Raw genomic sequence first — 14,966 nt, forward strand, 5'->3', positions numbered from 1 at the left:
CGCGCTGCTGCTGCTCCGTCGCTGGACGCGCATAGCCGCGCTGATCGCCAGCCTGCTGCTGTGCCTGTTTCCCCATCTGCTCTGGCGCGTCCTGCGTCGCCGGTCACCCTGGCCGCGTCGCTTTTTGGGCATGGCCGCGCGCGCAGTGGGTGTGCGGGTAAAGATCGCGGGGCAGCCGCATAACGGCGACATGTTCCTGCTCGCCAATCATGTCAGCTGGATCGACATATTGGCCATGGGCGGCGCGACCGGCGCAGCCTTTGTCGCGCATGACGGCATCGCCCGCTGGCCGGTGGTCGGCTGGCTGGCGGCGCAAAACAATACATTGTTCGTCGCCCGCGAACGGCGCGGCGCCTTGTCTGGGCAGATCGACGCGCTGCGCGCCGCCATGCTGGGGCATCAACCGGTTGCGCTGTTCCCCGAAGGCACGACCAGCGACGGCAGCGGGCTGCTGCCGTTCAAGCCTTCGCTGCTTGCCGTGCTGCTGCCGCCGCCGCGCGCGGTGCTGATTCAGCCGGTGCATATCGACTATGGCGCGGCCACATCCGCCATCGCCTGGCATGGCGACGAACCGGCCGGGACCAACGCCTGGCGCATTTTGGGGCGCAAAGGTCGGCTTGACGTGACGCTGCGCTTTCTGGAGCCGTTCGATCCTGCCGATTGCGCCGATCGCAAGGTCATCGCCACCACCGCACGGGACGCAATAGCAGCCAGCATCGCGCAAAATGCGCCCGATAGCGCCGCATCGCAGCATCGGCCTTCCGCTACCCCCCTGCCGCCTGTATAGCTGGGCCATGAATCGTCCCCTACCGCCCAAGACTCCGGCCACTTTCCACGTCAAATCCTTCGGCTGTCAGATGAACGTCTATGATGGCGAACGCATGGCCGAGATGCTGGGCGAGCGTGGCATGACTGCCGCTACGGACGGAAACGACGCCGATCTGGTGATCCTCAACACCTGCCACATCCGCGAAAAGGCGGTGGACAAGGTCTATTCCGACATTGGCCGGATGACCCGCGAGGATGGCACCCGCCCGATGATCGCGGTCGCTGGCTGCGTGGCCCAAGCTGAGGGCAGCGAGATCAGCCGCCGCGCCAGGACTGTCGATATCGTCGTCGGCCCGCAAGCCTATCACCGCCTGCCTGACCTCATCGCAAAGGCCGGTCGCGGCGAAGCGGCGGTCGATACCGATATGCCCGCAGAGTCGAAGTTCGACGCGCTGCCCGTCCGCACCAAGCAGGCGCGACCCACGGCTTTCCTGACGATCATGGAAGGGTGCGACAAATTCTGCACCTATTGCGTCGTCCCCTATACGCGCGGCGCAGAGATCAGCCGCTCGTGGAACGCGATCATCGACGAAGCCAAAGCGCTGGTCGATGGCGGGGTCAAGGAAATCACGCTGCTGGGCCAGAATGTGAACGCCTGGACGGGCGAGGATGACAAGGGCCGTGCGCAGGGCATGGACGGTCTCGTCCGCGAACTGGCCAAGATCGATGCGCTCCAGCGTATCCGCTATACCACCAGCCATCCCAATGACATGAGCGACGGCCTGATCGCCGCCCATGGCGAGATCGACAAGCTGATGCCCTTCCTCCATCTGCCGGTGCAGTCGGGCAATGACCGTATCCTCAAAGCCATGAACCGCAGCCACAGCGTCGAGTCCTATCTGCGCCTGATCGAGCGGGTGCGCGCGACGCGGCCGGACATCGCGGTGTCGGGCGACTTCATCGTCGGCTTCCCCGGCGAGAGCGAGGAAGAGTTTGCCGACACGCTGCGCATCGTCGATGCGGTGGGCTATGCCCAATGCTATTCGTTCAAATATAGCACCCGCCCCGGCACCCCCGCCGCCGACATGGACGGGCAAATCGCCGCCGACGTCATGGACGATCGCCTCGCCCGGCTCCAGGGCGCGATCAACCGCCATCAGGTCGAATTCAACGCCGCCACGGTCGGTCGCCGCACCACCATATTGCTGGAACGCACGGGCCGTTTCCCCGGCCAGCTGATCGGCAAGACGCCATGGCTGCAATCGGTTCACGTCACCGCGCCCGACCATGTTGTCGGTGACATGATAGACGTCGACATCATCAGCGCCGGTCCCAATAGTCTGGCCGGCGAATGTAGCAGGAGGAAAGCCGCTTGAACCAAAGCCTCGTCATTCCCGCATCCGTGGGACGCCATCTCCCCGATTTACGGCTCAGGCCGATCCTCACGAGATGCATGACGAGCAAGGGAGGCTTTTGAATGGGCAAGAAACCGCACCAACCCCGCACCGACATCGCCGAACGCGCGCGGCTCGAAGTCACGTTTGAAAAGCCGCATCTGCTGGGCACTTTGTTCGGCCAATATGACCAGAATCTGGTCGCGATCGAGAATCGCCTTGGCGTCTATATCGCCGCGCGCGGCAACAAGTTGCAGATCGAGGGCGAGGCGGAAGCCGCTGCCCGCGCCCGCGACGTTATGACCGGCCTCTACAACCGCATCGTCGCCGGGCAACAGATTGACGCAGGCGCGGTAGAGGCTGTGATCGCCATGTCGTCCGAACCCACGCTGGACGGCATCATCCGCCATGACGTGGCCGAACCGCCCACGGTGATGATCCGCACCCGCAAGAAAACCATCGTCCCCCGCTCCGCCACCCAGGTCACCTATATGGAGGCGATGAACCGGAACGACATCATCTTCGCCCTGGGGCCAGCAGGCACCGGCAAGACCTATCTGGCCGTCGCGCAAGCGGTCAGCCAGCTCATCACTGGAACGGTCGACAAGCTGATCCTGTCGCGCCCCGCCGTCGAGGCAGGCGAGCGGCTCGGCTTCCTGCCCGGCGACATGAAGGAGAAGGTCGATCCCTATCTCCGCCCGATCTACGACGCGCTCTACGACACGCTGCCCGCCGAGCAGGTCGAACGGCGCATCGCTAGCGGCGAGATCGAGATCGCCCCGCTCGCCTTCATGCGCGGGCGGACGCTGGCCAACGCCTTCATCGTGCTGGACGAAGCGCAGAACACCACCATCGCCCAGATGAAGATGTTTCTCACCCGCTTTGGCGAAGGCAGTCGCATGGTCATTTGCGGCGATCCCAAGCAGGTCGATCTGCCGCAACCGGGCGCGTCGGGCCTGGCCGATGCAGTCGCGCGGCTGGACGGGGTAGAGGGCATCGCGATGGTGCCGTTCGGCATCGGTGACGTCGTGCGTCATCCCGTCGTCGGCCGGATCGTGCAGGCTTATGAGGGGCCGGATGCTTAAGCAAAAAAATCCGTTCGCACTGAGCGAAGTCGAAGTGCCCAACCGAGCGGAGCGAGGTGCCTTCGCTCCGCTCTGGCAAAGGCTTCGACTTCGCTCAGCCCGAACGGGGGAAAGTGCGTTCCATGATTGACGTAGCCGTCCTCCATGACACCGGCTGGATTGGCACCGACTGGGAACTGCTCGCCCAGCGCGCCGTGTTCGCCGCCATCACCCACAGCCCTTACGCCGCCTTCGCCACCGACGAGGCGCTCTACGAAGTCGCGGTCAAGCTGACCACGGACGAAGAAGTGCATCAACTGAACCGCGCCTATCGGGACAAGGACAAGCCCACCAACGTCCTGTCCTTCCCGATGGTGCAGGCCGACCTGTTGCAAGGCACCGCCAACACCGACGATGGCGAGGTATTGCTGGGCGACATCGTGCTGGCGGAGGGGGTCTGCGCCTCCGAAGCGGCCGACAAGGGCATCTCGATCGCCGATCATGCCGCGCATTTGATTATCCACGGGACTTTTCATTTGCTTGGATATGATCATATGGACGACAATGAGGCAGAGGCGATGGAAGCGCTGGAAGTCGCGGCGCTGGCCAGCCTTGGCCTTTCCGATCCCTACGGGGACAGAGTGACATCAGGGGTATAGGACGAACTATGGCTGAGGGCAGCCCGAAGGACGGCAACGGTTCCAAGGAATCGGACAGTAGTAATGAAGGCGGTTTATGGAGCGGCATAAAGACGCTCCTGTTCGGCGATGGCGAATCCACGACCCTGCGGCAGGAGCTGGAGGAAGCGCTCGACGAATATGACGAGGATGAGCAGGACGATAGCGCATCCCCGCCAGCCAAGGGCGACCTGTCGGCGATCGAGCGCCAGATGGTCCGCAACCTGCTCCATTTTTCCGAACATACGGTCGATGACGTCGCGGTCCCCCGCGCCGATATCATCGCGATCGAGGAGAAAGCGAGCTTCGCCGATCTTGCCGCTCTGTTCGCCGAAGCGGGCCACAGCCGCATCCCGGTCTATCGCAACACGCTCGATACCATCGTCGGCATGGTCCATATCCGCGACGCCTTCGCGATCCTGGCGGGCAAGGCACCCGTGCCGGACACGCTGGGGCCTTTGATCCGCCAGCCGCTCTATGTGCCAGAAAGCATGGGCGCGCTCGACCTGCTCGCCGAAATGCGCGCCAAGCGCACCCATCTGGCCATCGTGCTGGACGAATATTCGGGCACCGAAGGGCTGCTGACCTTCGAGGATCTGGTCGAGGAAATCGTCGGCGACGTCGAGGACGAGCATGACGACGCCCCCGAAGCGATGCTGGTGCCGCTGGCCGGTGGCCTGTGGGAAGCCGATGCCCGCGCCGAACTGGACGACGTCGCCGAGGAAATTGACGAGAAGCTGGGCGATATCGAGGAAGATGTCGACACGCTGGGCGGCCTGGCCTTCATCATCGCGGGCCGCGTGCCGGAGCCGGGCGAGATACTCGACCATGAACAGAGCGGCTGGAAACTGGAAATCCTGGCCAGCGACGGACGACGGGTGACACGGTTGCGGCTGCATCCCCCGGTCGAGAAGGTGCTGGACGAGGAGGATTGATATTCGTCCGACCTCTTAAACCCGTTCGGGCTGAGCTTGTCGAAGCCCTGCTCTTCTTGCGCAAGAAGGACAGCCCTTCGACAGGCTCAGGGCGAACGGAGCTTCAGTAGGCCCGGCCCATCTCTCACCCCGGAATAGAAGCCCCGAACAGCAGCACCGGATCACCCGCCGGCGACAGCGCAATCTCGCCACCCGCGCCGGTCACCAGCTGCCGCACCATCCAAGCCGCCGCCGTGCGCGATGCCAGCCCTTCGGGCGGCAGCGTCCCTGCCAGCGCCGCGCGCAGATCGGGGTCCAGCACAACCTTCGGCCCCTCGCCTCGCACGACGATTTCCGTCACACCGGGCCGCTTTTCCGCGCCGATGTCCAGCTGCCCGCCGCGCACCAGCGCATCGCCGACGATCAGCGCCAGATTGAGCAGCACCTTGACCGGGAGCTTGCCCAGCATCTGTTCCTCGACCATCCAGCCGATCTTGACCCGGCCAGTCCCGGCAAACATCCCCTCGATCGCGACCCGCGCCTCATGCGGCGGCACCGCGTCACCAAAGCCCCCGGCAGAGCCGAAAGCGAGGCGGAAATATTTGAGTTTGTTGGCGGATGTCCGCGCGCTGTCGGCCAGCAGGTCCAGGCAGCGCTGGCGCATGTCCGGGTCGGTTTCATCCGCCATCAGTTCCAGCCCGTTGTTGAGCGCGCCGACCGGACTCAAAAGGTCGTGGCACAGGCGCGAACAAAGAAGGCTGGCAAATTCGATGCTGTCGATGGGGTGGGTCATGTCAGGGTCTGTGCCGCCGATTTTTGTGAAGAATAAGGATGGCCTGACTGGCTAATGCGCTGCCGCGCCGGGCGATGCAACCCCGCCGCGCTGCCTTTCGCTCATACGACCCGCAGCGTCGCCGGAGCGAAGCGCACGCCGCCCGCACCATCCCCCCGCGCCACCCAAAGCCGCGCATTGTCCCCCGCAACGATCAGCCACAGACTGCCATCCGGCGCAGCACAGGCCGCATCTGTAGCCGACGGCACCGCCACGCCGGATGGATGCGAATGATAATGGCCGATAATCTGCTCGCCCCCCTCCCGCGCCGCCCGGTGCGCCGCGATCAGTGCCACCGGGTCCAGCTCGAAATGGCGCGCCGGATCGAGCGCTACATTGGCGGCGGGCGCAATCGCCTCGATTCGCCCGGCCGCGCCCAGCAACAGGCCGCACACCTCCGCCCGGTCCGCCGCCGCGATCGCCTGGATCTGGTCCAGCAGCATCCTTGATATTGTAATCGCCATCCCTACATCCCTAGCCAATGGGTCCGGGGGTTTCCATCATCGAAGCGACAATCGCGCAGGCGCAGGACGGGATGCGGCTCGACCGGGCGCTGGCCGACCTGCTGCCCGACCTGTCGCGCGAACGGTTGAAGGCGCTGATCAACGACGGCCATGTCCGGTCGACCGGCCAACCGATCAAGATCGGCACCACCATCAAGGTCGCGACCGGCCAGAGCTTCGCCATCACCATGCCCGCCCCGGTCGCGCTCGACAACGTGGCACAGGATATTCCCCTGACCATCGTGCATGAGGATGCAGACCTGATCGTGGTGGACAAGCCCGCCGGGCTGGTCGTTCATCCCGCCGCGGGCAATCTGGACGGCACATTGGTCAACGCCCTGCTGCATCATTGCAAGGGGCAGCTGTCGGGCATTGGCGGCGTCGCCCGCCCCGGCATCGTTCATCGCATCGACAAGGACACGTCGGGCCTGCTGGTCGTCGCCAAATCGGACAAGGCGCATGACGGACTGGCGCGCCAGTTCAAGGATCACAGCATCGAACGGCTCTATGCCGCGATCGTCTATGGCCATCCCCTACCCGGCTCCGGCACGGTCGATGCGTGGCTCGGCCGGTCCGACGCTGATCGAAAGAAGATGGCGGTTCATCGGGAAGGACGCGGCAAACATGCCGTCACCCATTATCGCACGGTCGAACGGCTACGCGATGCGGCGATGGTGGAATGTCGGCTGGAAACCGGCCGCACCCATCAGGTCCGCGTCCATATGCACCATATCGGACACCCCTTGATCGGTGATCCGGTTTACGGTAGAGAAAGAAAAGGTTTCAAATCAATACTGGAAACGCTGGGTTTCAAAAGGCAGGCATTGCACGCAAAAAGCCTGGGGTTCATACATCCGGTAACGGACGAACGGCTTATGTTCCAAAGTGCACTCCCTGCCGATATGCAGGAACTGTTAAGCCTGCTCCACGTATAGACATGAACAAGTTTGCGCCGGTGTTTGTGACGCCTCTTCTGGGTCCCGCCGCGCATGAAAGGGAAAGGTGAAGCGACATGGCCAAGACGAGCAATGTCCCCGCGGTTCCGGCGCTGGGCGGTGAAGCCAGCCTCAACCGCTATCTCTCGGAAATCCGCAAATTTCCGCTTCTGACGCCTGAGCAGGAATATATGCTCGCCAAGCGGTATGAGGAGCATCAGGACCCTGAGGCCGCGGCCCAGCTGGTCACCTCGCATCTGCGCCTCGTGGCGAAGATCGCGATGGGCTATCGCGGCTACGGCCTGCCGGTCAGCGAGCTGATCTCCGAAGGCAATATCGGCCTGATGCAGGGCGTGAAGAAGTTTGAGGCCGAACGCGGCTTCCGCCTGGCGACCTACGCCATGTGGTGGATTCGCGCCTCGATCCAGGAATTCATCCTACGCAGCTGGTCGCTCGTGAAAATGGGGACCACCGCGTCGCAGAAGAAGCTGTTTTTCAACCTGCGCCGGATGAAGAACAACATCGAAGCATTCGAGGATGGCGATCTGAAGCCGGAGGATGTGACCAAGATCGCGACCGATCTGGGCGTGTCCGAACAGGATGTCGTGTCGATGAACCGCCGCATGGCGATGGGCGGCGACACGTCGCTCAATGTCCCCATGCGGGAGGACGGCGACGGCCAGTGGCAGGATTGGTTGCAGGATACCGATCCGTTGCAGGACGAGCGCGTCGCCGAGGAACAGGAACGCACCCAGCGCCACGAAATGCTGGTCGAGGCGATGACGGACCTTAACGACCGGGAAAAGCATATCCTGGCCGAACGGCGTCTGGCTGAAGAGCCTAAGACGCTGGAGGAACTGAGCCAGGTCTATGGTGTATCGCGCGAACGCGTCCGCCAGATCGAGGTCCGCGCCTTTGAAAAGCTGCAAAAGGCGATGATGCGGATCGCCGGCGACAAGCTTAGCCATATGGCCCGCTTCGCCGCCGCCTGATCGGTTAGAAAGAAGTTGAAGAGACGTCGGGAGCGATCCCGGCGTCTTTTTTGTGGCTACCCCGCTTGAGCGAAAGCCACCGCCCGCGTTACGCTGGCGGCATGACCGCCAGACCCGCCTCCCCCCGCCGCCGCTCCCGCTGGATCAGCATCCCGTTCAAGCTGCTGATCGGCTTCATCATCCTGTCGCTGCTGATGGTGACGCTCTATCGCTTCGTGCCCCCGCCGGTGACGATGACCATGCTGCTCGACCCCAATGGCATCACCAAGGACTGGATGAGCCTGGACGAGATCGACTCCGATATGGCCCGCGCGGCGATTGCGGCAGAGGACGGCAAATTCTGCACCCATCATGGCTTCGATGTCGATGCCATCGCCAAGGCAGCGATCCACAATGCGAGCGGCGGGCGGGTGCGCGGCGGATCGACGATCAGCCAGCAGACCGCGAAAAACGTGTTCCTGTGGCAGGGCGGCGGCTTCGTTCGTAAAGGGTTCGAGGCCTGGTTCACCATGTTGATCGAGGCGATCTGGGGCAAAAAGCGGATCATGGAAGTCTATCTGAACGTCGCGGAAACCGGCATCGGCACCTATGGCGTGCAGGCGGGCGCGATCCGCTATTTCAAACATGGCGCCGGCCGCCTGACCCGCGCCGAAGCCGCCCGCATCGCCGCCATCCTGCCCCTCCCCAAACGCCGCGCCGCCGTCGCGCCGAGCGGCTTCACCCGCCGCTACGGCAACACCATCGCCGCCCGGATCGGCGCGGTGCAGCGCGACGGGCTGGACGCTTGCCTCAAATGAAAAAGGGCGGGGATTGCGCCCCGCCCTTTTCTTTTTGTCGATGATGTGTCGGATCAGAAGCTGACGTGCAGCGAACCCGATACCGCGCGCGGTGAACCGATCTGGACGAAGCCGGGGCTGCCATAGGCACCCGTCGCCAGAGTGATCGACTGGTTCAGACCACCGCCGAAACCGCCGACATAGAATTTGTCGAACAGGTTGCTGACGTTGAGCTGGAAGTAGGTGTCTGGCACGCCGAAGCGGGCCAGCGAGACACGGGCGTCCAGATCGACCAGCGTGTAGGACGGAGCCGCCGCGCTGTAGATTTCAACCGGAGCCGCCGTCGTGCCGCGATAGGTCGGCAGGTTGGTGTCATAGACATAACGACGACCGGTACGCTTGGCCTGAATACCCAGCGTGACGCCTTCATAATTCACTTCGCCGCGCGCACCGAGCGTATAGACCGGCGCACCGCTTTCACGCTTGCCAGCGGTAGGCGCGAACACCGGCGTGGTGACGCCAGCAACGGTGACAGTCCCGATCTGAATATCGTCCTGGATCTTCGACTTGAGATATGAGCCGAACACATAGAGGCTGATATTCTCGATGGGCTGATAGGACACGCTGCCGTCAAAGCCGTATTTCTCGACCTTGCCGAGGTTGCGATAGACGCTGACGTTCAGTTCAGGGTCGAAGGCAGAGGCCAGACGGTTCTTGTAGCTGGTGTACCAGAAGCTGCCCTGCGCCTGGAACTTGCCGGCGCTGTAGCGCGCGCCAAGATCAAAGCTGTCGGTCGTTTCCGGCGCAGGCTGCGCCGATTCATTGTCCTGCGCAAAGAAAAAGGCGTTGTAGAGCGAATCGGTACCCGGAACGCTTAGACCCTTTGAATAGTTGGCGAACACGCTGGCTTGCGGCGTGATCTTGAAGTTCAGGCCGACGTTGGGCAGCACCTTGTCATATTTGAACTTGCGCGTCTGGGGCGCAGCCCAGGTCGGGCGCAGGGTGCCGGTCGTCGCGGGAATGACGCCGTCGGTGCCGAAACACTCCACGAACCCGGCCGCGCTGCTGGTATAGCAGTTGTTGGTGAGTTTGCGGGTAAAGAAGGGTGCGCGCACGCCCAGATTGACGGTCAGCATTTCATCCATGAATTTGCCGACATATTCACCCGACACCTGATGCAGGATGGCATAGGACAGGCGATCGCGCTTTTGCAGGATCGCGCCATTCACGTCAGCCTGCGGATTGTCGACAGCAAAGACGTCGATCGTCTCGCCATTCGATCCAAGCAGGCCGACTTCACCGGTCTGACGGTGACGGCCATGGTCGAACGTATAGGCGACACGAACGCGGTGGTTGTCGTTGATGTCGTAGCGCAGCGAACTGATGACCGCATAACGATCCGTGGTCGTCTGGCTGGGCGACAGGACGTTGACCTGGTCCAGAATATCGCCGTCGCCGTTCAGATCGCGACCAAAATAGGGCGCGCCACCGAAGAAGCCCGCAACATTCTGCGTGCCGCTGCCAGCATCAAGGTCAAAGAAACCTTCGCGCGCCGTGCTGGTGCCGCCGCCATTCGCCTTCACATATTGATAGCTGGGATCGACCGTCAGCGTCAGGCTATCGGTCAAGGCAAAGCGCGAATTGATGCGGATATTACCGGTGTTCGACGGGTTGAAGCGATAGTCGAACAGCGTGCCGCAGGTTCCAGCGGCCTGCGCACCGGGGCCACCGGCGGGAAGCGTACAGGCCGGGATCGTGTAGAAGCGCTCATCCTTGGTGATCGGATAGCGATTGGTCGAGTTCGGCCCGGCAACGCGGCCCTGATCGGTATCGACGCGCAGTGGCAGCGAGCCGAAGAAGTTGTTGCGGTTGGCGTTCCAATGGCCCGCGATCGAAATGAAGTCGCCATTGCTGCCGATCGGCTGATAGATTTTGGCGTTATACTGCTGCTTGTCGATCTGGCCGAAATTGTTGAACACATTGTCGTTGCGGGTTGTGGAGGCGGAGAACCACGCCTTCGTGCCGAACGGGGTGAACACGCCGGTTTCAACCAGGCCGAGCAGGCGGAAAAAATCATAATCGCCAGCGGCGCCGACCATCGTCACCTTGAAATCGTCCGAACCCTGGATCGAGCGATAGTTGACCGTGCCGCCCGAAGCCGCCGCCGTGGGGCTGTCCACGTCGGTCGAACCCAGGTTGACGTTGATTTCCTCGATCAGTTCGGGGTCAAGCTGCTGGTTGGAATAGATGGCATAGTTGCCGGTGTCGTTCAGCGGCATACCGTCGAAGGTCAGCGAAACGCGATCCGGGCCAAAGCCGCGAATGTTGAGCTGGCCACCGGCCGAACCATAGGGATCGTTATTCTGGAAGCTGACGCCGGGGATCAGGTTGATCGCATTGAGGATGGTGTTGCCCGAACCCTGCTTGGCGATCAGTTCCTGCGTGATGACGCCCTTCGCCTTGGTCGTGTCGGGCAGGACAACACCGCCCACGCCCTTGCCGACCTTGGCACCGGTGACGATGATCGTGTCTTCAAAATCGATCGAGCCGGTCGACTGGGCGAAGGCGGCGGTTGGGGCGGCTACGGCGATCATCGCGGCGCTGCACATCAGAAATTGTTTCATGTGACCCTTTGTCCCTTGTTCAGGAGCGGCGCTGGAGCGCCCTGCTGTTATGCTCTTGCAAGCCGGAGCCGCCTGTGACGACCTCTGGCGACGGCCCTGTGATGCTATGGCTGCACTTTTGTTACAATGTACAACAGCGCTCGTCACAGGTGCGAACAAAGCAGCGCCATCGCGTGCCGGGCGAGGGTCGCGTCGATATTAAATCGTTGTTTTATATATATTTTATGCCATTTTTAGCGCGCTATTTGACGGTGGTGCAATTTTGCAACGCAGCAAGAATATTTGCGCGGACGCAGAACAGCACTACGAAAAAGGGGCCGACGGTTACCCGCCAGCCCCTTTTTCGTTCTTAACCTGATGATGAAATCAGGCGGCGTCCTCGGCGCGCTTGGCGCTTTCGCTGAATACGCGAATCGGCTCTTTCTTGCCCGCGACCACATCCTTGTCGACCACCACTTCGCCCACGCCCTGCATGGAGGGCAGGTCGAACATGGTGTCGAGCAGGATCGCTTCGAGGATCGAGCGCAGGCCGCGTGCGCCGGTCTTGCGTTCGATCGCCTTCTTGGCGATCGCGACCAGCGCTTCGTCGGTGAAGCTGAGATCGACATTCTCCATCTCGAACAGCTTGCCATATTGCTTGACCAGCGCGTTCTTGGGTTCGCCCAAAATCTTGACCAGCGCCGACACGTCCAGATCTTCCAGCGTGGCGATGACGGGCAGACGACCGACAAATTCGGGGATCAGGCCGAATTTCAACAGATCTTCTGGCTCACTCGACCGCAGCAATTCGCCGGTCTTGCGTTCTTCGGGGGCCGCGACATAGGCGCCAAAGCCGATCGACTTGGCTTCCAGACGATCGCCGATGATCTTTTCCAGACCCGCGAACGCGCCGCCGCAGATGAACAGGATGTTGGTCGTATCGACCTGGAGGAACTCCTGCTGCGGATGCTTGCGCCCGCCCTGTGGCGGCACCGACGCGGTCGTGCCTTCCATCAGCTTGAGCAACGCCTGCTGCACGCCCTCGCCCGACACGTCGCGGGTGATGGACGGATTCTCCGCCTTGCGGCTGATCTTGTCGATTTCGTCGATATAGACGATGCCGCGCTGCGCCTTCTCGACGTTGTAATCCGACGCCTGGAGCAGCTTGAGGATGATGTTCTCCACATCCTCGCCGACATAGCCAGCTTCGGTCAGCGTCGTCGCGTCGGCCATGGTGAAAGGAACGTCGAACGTCTTGGCCAGCGTCTGCGCCAGCAAAGTCTTGCCGCAGCCGGTGGGACCGACCAGCAGGATGTTGGACTTGGCCAGTTCGACCTCGCCCGGCTTGCTGCCATGGTTCAGACGCTTGTAATGGTTATGGACCGCAACCGACAGGACACGCTTCGCCCGGTTCTGGCCGATCACATAATCGTCCAGCACGTCGCAGATTTCCTGCGGGGTCGGCACGCCGCCATCCTTCTTGCCGACAAGACCACCCTTGGTCTCCTCGCGGATGATGTCGTTGCACAGCTCGACGCACTCATCGCAGATGAACACGGTCGGCCCAGCGATCAGCTTGCGCACTTCATGCTGCGACTTGCCGCAGAAGGAGCAATAGAGCGTGCTCTTGGAATCGGAGCCGGTAAGCTTAGTCATTCGCCAATCTTTCTTCCCTGCCGGTTCTACAATCACCAAAACCGCATTCCGGCGCGGGTATTCTGGTCCATATTCATTCTAGACCGTGGCGCGCCGGTTTCACAAGGGGTGAAAGTAGCGCGCCCCGGTAAAGATGGGCTTTAAGAGTCGCTGGCTTCGGGCAGCGCAGGCCGCTTGCTGAACACTTCGTCGACCAGACCGAAGGCCTTTGCCTCGTCCGCCTCAAGGAAGGTATCGCGGTCCATCGCCCGCTCGATTTCTTCCAGCGGCTTGCCGGTATATTCGACATACAGGTCGTTCAGGCGGCGGCGGATACGCAGGATTTCCTTGGCCTGGATCTCGATATCGCTGGCCATGCCCTGCGCACCGCCCGAAGGCTGGTGGATCATGATGCGGGCATTGCCCAGCGCGATCCGCTTGCCCGGCTCACCGGCGGCGAGCAGGAAGCTGCCCATCGACGCGGCCTGGCCAATGCACACGGTGCCGACCTGGGGACGGATATATTTCATCGTGTCGTGGATCGCCATGCCCGCCGTCACCACGCCGCCGGGCGAGTTGATATACATCCAGATGTCCTTCTTCGGATTTTCCGATTCGAGGAACAGCAGCTGGGCGACGATCAGCGAGGCCATGTGATCTTCCACCTGGCCGGTCACGAAGATGATCCGTTCCCGCAACAGGCGCGAGAAAATGTCGAAGCTGCGCTCGCCACGGTTCGACTGCTCGATAACGATAGGAACCAGCGCGGCCATGGGATCATGCATGATGTTGGTCATTTTGCTCTTTCAGTCAGGTGCTTTTGCCCACCCCCTACATCGGCACAAACGGCAAATGGTTCAAGGGGGCGTGTGGGAAGGAAGCCGGTTCAGTCGCGCCGGGCGAAGTCGGAAGGGGCGCGGAAGCCCAGATAAGAGAGCCGCCGCACCTCCCGCCGCCCGCGCACCACGGTATCGAGGATGAGGCCGCACATGCCCGACAGCGTCGCCAGGATCATGAGGCCCGTGACGAGGATGGCGGTCGGGAAACGCGGCACCAGCCCCGTGTCCATATAGGTGACGATCAGCGGCGCGGCCAGCCCCAGCCCCAGCGCCGCCAGAAACGCTGCAATGACCCCGAAGAACAGGATCGGCCGCTCGATGCGGTAGAGGGTGAAGATGGTGCGCAGGATACGGAAACCGTCGCGATAGGTCGACAGCTTGCTGACCGATCCTTCGGGCCGCGCGCCATAGGCGGTGACGACTTCGGCGACCGGCATGGCGAGTTCGAGCGCATGGACGCTGATCTCGGTCTCAATCTCGAAGCCTGCCGACAGCACCGGGAAGCTTTTGACGAAGCGGCGGGAAAAGACGCGATAGCCCGACAATATGTCGGTAAAACTGCGCCCGAACAACTGCTTGAGCAAGCTGGTGAGCGCCCAGTTGCCCAGGCGATGGCCGGGGCGATAGGCTTCCTCCGCCTCCGATTTGCGGCACCCGACCACCATGTCGAGATTATCCTCCAGCATGGCCGCGACCATCGCGGGGGCAGCGGCCGCCTCATAGGTCGCATCGCCATCGGCCATGATATAGATGTCGGCGTCCACATCGGCGAACATGCGGCGCACGACATGGCCCTTGCCCTGCTGAGACACGCGGCGGACGATCGCGCCAGCCTCCCGCGCCAGGTCGCGGCTGCCATCGCTGCTATTATTGTCGAACACATAAATGTCGGCATGGGGCAGCGCGCGGCGGAAATCCTCCACCGTCTGCACGATCGCGCCTGCTTCATTATAGCAGGGCAGGATGACCGCGATGCGCGGTACTGCCAGCCCGCTGTCGCTCGTCATGGCGGGAAATTCCTTCATCGGCCTTAC

General features: G+C 62.4%; 14 protein-coding genes. 8 read left to right on the top strand and 6 right to left on the bottom strand.

What is annotated here, in order from left to right:
- Positions 1–4: 4 nt before the first annotated feature.
- From Q0D44_RS02745 to Q0D44_RS02765, 5 genes are all read left to right on the top strand, one after another.
- On the top strand, positions 5–787 hold the full coding sequence (locus tag Q0D44_RS02745; protein WP_294133158.1) for a lysophospholipid acyltransferase family protein: 783 nt from the start codon (positions 5–7) through the stop codon (positions 785–787).
- Between the two features lie 7 nt (positions 788–794).
- Positions 795–2,144, top strand: a complete 1,350-nt coding sequence (gene miaB / locus Q0D44_RS02750) for a tRNA (N6-isopentenyl adenosine(37)-C2)-methylthiotransferase MiaB (RefSeq protein WP_294132031.1) — start codon at positions 795–797, stop codon at positions 2,142–2,144.
- 101 nt (positions 2,145–2,245) lie between these two features.
- Complete coding sequence (locus Q0D44_RS02755; RefSeq protein ID WP_119746023.1) at positions 2,246–3,247, top strand: PhoH family protein; 1,002 nt, start codon at positions 2,246–2,248, stop codon at positions 3,245–3,247.
- A 122-nt stretch (positions 3,248–3,369) separates the two neighbouring features.
- Entirely contained in the window at positions 3,370–3,885 is a 516-nt protein-coding gene (gene ybeY / locus Q0D44_RS02760) for an rRNA maturation RNase YbeY (protein WP_294132048.1), read from the top strand.
- An 8-nt stretch (positions 3,886–3,893) separates the two neighbouring features.
- A complete protein-coding gene (locus Q0D44_RS02765) occupies positions 3,894–4,838 on the top strand; it encodes a hemolysin family protein (protein ID WP_294132051.1) in 945 nt (314 codons plus the stop codon).
- Positions 4,839–4,962: 124 nt separating this feature from the next.
- Here Q0D44_RS02765 and Q0D44_RS02770 read toward each other — a convergent pair whose 3' ends face one another.
- Together Q0D44_RS02770 and Q0D44_RS02775 are read right to left on the bottom strand one after the other, a co-directional pair.
- On the bottom strand, positions 4,963–5,610 hold the full coding sequence (locus Q0D44_RS02770) for a histidine phosphotransferase family protein (protein WP_217671952.1): 648 nt from the start codon (positions 5,608–5,610) through the stop codon (positions 4,963–4,965).
- 101 nt (positions 5,611–5,711) lie between these two features.
- Entirely contained in the window at positions 5,712–6,113 is a 402-nt protein-coding gene (locus Q0D44_RS02775; RefSeq protein WP_294132063.1) for a M67 family metallopeptidase, read from the bottom strand.
- Between the two features lie 17 nt (positions 6,114–6,130).
- Here Q0D44_RS02775 and Q0D44_RS02780 point away from each other — a divergent pair, with 17 nt between their 5' ends.
- The 3 genes from Q0D44_RS02780 (at position 6,131) to mtgA (ending at position 8,876) form a co-directional block, all read left to right on the top strand.
- Positions 6,131–7,087, top strand: a complete 957-nt coding sequence (locus tag Q0D44_RS02780) for an RluA family pseudouridine synthase (RefSeq protein WP_294132066.1) — start codon at positions 6,131–6,133, stop codon at positions 7,085–7,087.
- A gap of 77 nt (positions 7,088–7,164) precedes the next feature.
- Complete coding sequence (rpoH, locus tag Q0D44_RS02785; RefSeq protein ID WP_119746033.1) at positions 7,165–8,079, top strand: RNA polymerase sigma factor RpoH; 915 nt, start codon at positions 7,165–7,167, stop codon at positions 8,077–8,079.
- A gap of 101 nt (positions 8,080–8,180) precedes the next feature.
- Entirely contained in the window at positions 8,181–8,876 is a 696-nt protein-coding gene (gene mtgA / locus Q0D44_RS02790; protein WP_294133160.1) for a monofunctional biosynthetic peptidoglycan transglycosylase, read from the top strand.
- A 53-nt stretch (positions 8,877–8,929) separates the two neighbouring features.
- On the opposite strand, the gene Q0D44_RS02795 is transcribed toward mtgA, so the two are convergent.
- From Q0D44_RS02795 to Q0D44_RS02810, 4 genes are all read right to left on the bottom strand, one after another.
- The gene (locus Q0D44_RS02795; RefSeq protein WP_294132077.1) at positions 8,930–11,479 is read right to left on the bottom strand and encodes a TonB-dependent receptor; all 2,550 of its coding nucleotides are present in this window, start codon (positions 11,477–11,479) and stop codon (positions 8,930–8,932) included.
- Positions 11,480–11,845: 366 nt separating this feature from the next.
- Positions 11,846–13,114 (bottom strand): ATP-dependent Clp protease ATP-binding subunit ClpX, encoded by a 1,269-nt coding sequence (clpX, locus tag Q0D44_RS02800; RefSeq protein ID WP_037491445.1) that lies wholly within the window; start codon positions 13,112–13,114, stop codon positions 11,846–11,848.
- Positions 13,115–13,254: 140 nt separating this feature from the next.
- Positions 13,255–13,890, bottom strand: coding sequence for an ATP-dependent Clp endopeptidase proteolytic subunit ClpP (gene clpP, locus Q0D44_RS02805; RefSeq protein ID WP_294132082.1), 636 nt, complete (start codon positions 13,888–13,890; stop codon positions 13,255–13,257).
- A gap of 89 nt (positions 13,891–13,979) precedes the next feature.
- Positions 13,980–14,957, bottom strand: coding sequence for a glycosyltransferase family 2 protein (locus tag Q0D44_RS02810; RefSeq protein ID WP_294132088.1), 978 nt, complete (start codon positions 14,955–14,957; stop codon positions 13,980–13,982).
- Positions 14,958–14,966: the final 9 nt, after the last annotated feature.

It is taken from the genome of Sphingobium sp. (assembly GCA_023266575.1).
Taxonomy (GTDB): Bacteria; Pseudomonadota; Alphaproteobacteria; order Sphingomonadales; family Sphingomonadaceae; genus Sphingobium.

Bases quoted from the DNA above. Each gene is read 5' to 3' on its own strand.
- clpP (WP_294132082.1), bottom strand. From the start codon at position 13,890: ATGACCAACATCATGCATGATCCCATGGCCGCGCTGGTTCCTATCGTT.
- Q0D44_RS02810 (WP_294132088.1), bottom strand. From the start codon at position 14,957: ATGAAGGAATTTCCCGCCATGACGAGCGACAGCGGGCTGGCAGTACCG.
- Q0D44_RS02775 (WP_294132063.1), bottom strand. From the start codon at position 6,113: ATGGCGATTACAATATCAAGGATGCTGCTGGACCAGATCCAGGCGATC.
- Q0D44_RS02770 (WP_217671952.1), bottom strand. From the start codon at position 5,610: ATGACCCACCCCATCGACAGCATCGAATTTGCCAGCCTTCTTTGTTCG.
- rpoH (WP_119746033.1), top strand. From the start codon at position 7,165: ATGGCCAAGACGAGCAATGTCCCCGCGGTTCCGGCGCTGGGCGGTGAA.
- Q0D44_RS02765 (WP_294132051.1), top strand. From the start codon at position 3,894: ATGGCTGAGGGCAGCCCGAAGGACGGCAACGGTTCCAAGGAATCGGAC.
- miaB (WP_294132031.1), top strand. From the start codon at position 795: ATGAATCGTCCCCTACCGCCCAAGACTCCGGCCACTTTCCACGTCAAA.
- clpX (WP_037491445.1), bottom strand. From the start codon at position 13,114: ATGACTAAGCTTACCGGCTCCGATTCCAAGAGCACGCTCTATTGCTCC.
- Q0D44_RS02780 (WP_294132066.1), top strand. From the start codon at position 6,131: ATGGGTCCGGGGGTTTCCATCATCGAAGCGACAATCGCGCAGGCGCAG.
- Q0D44_RS02755 (WP_119746023.1), top strand. From the start codon at position 2,246: ATGGGCAAGAAACCGCACCAACCCCGCACCGACATCGCCGAACGCGCG.
- Q0D44_RS02795 (WP_294132077.1), bottom strand. From the start codon at position 11,479: ATGAAACAATTTCTGATGTGCAGCGCCGCGATGATCGCCGTAGCCGCC.
- ybeY (WP_294132048.1), top strand. From the start codon at position 3,370: ATGATTGACGTAGCCGTCCTCCATGACACCGGCTGGATTGGCACCGAC.
- mtgA (WP_294133160.1), top strand. From the start codon at position 8,181: ATGACCGCCAGACCCGCCTCCCCCCGCCGCCGCTCCCGCTGGATCAGC.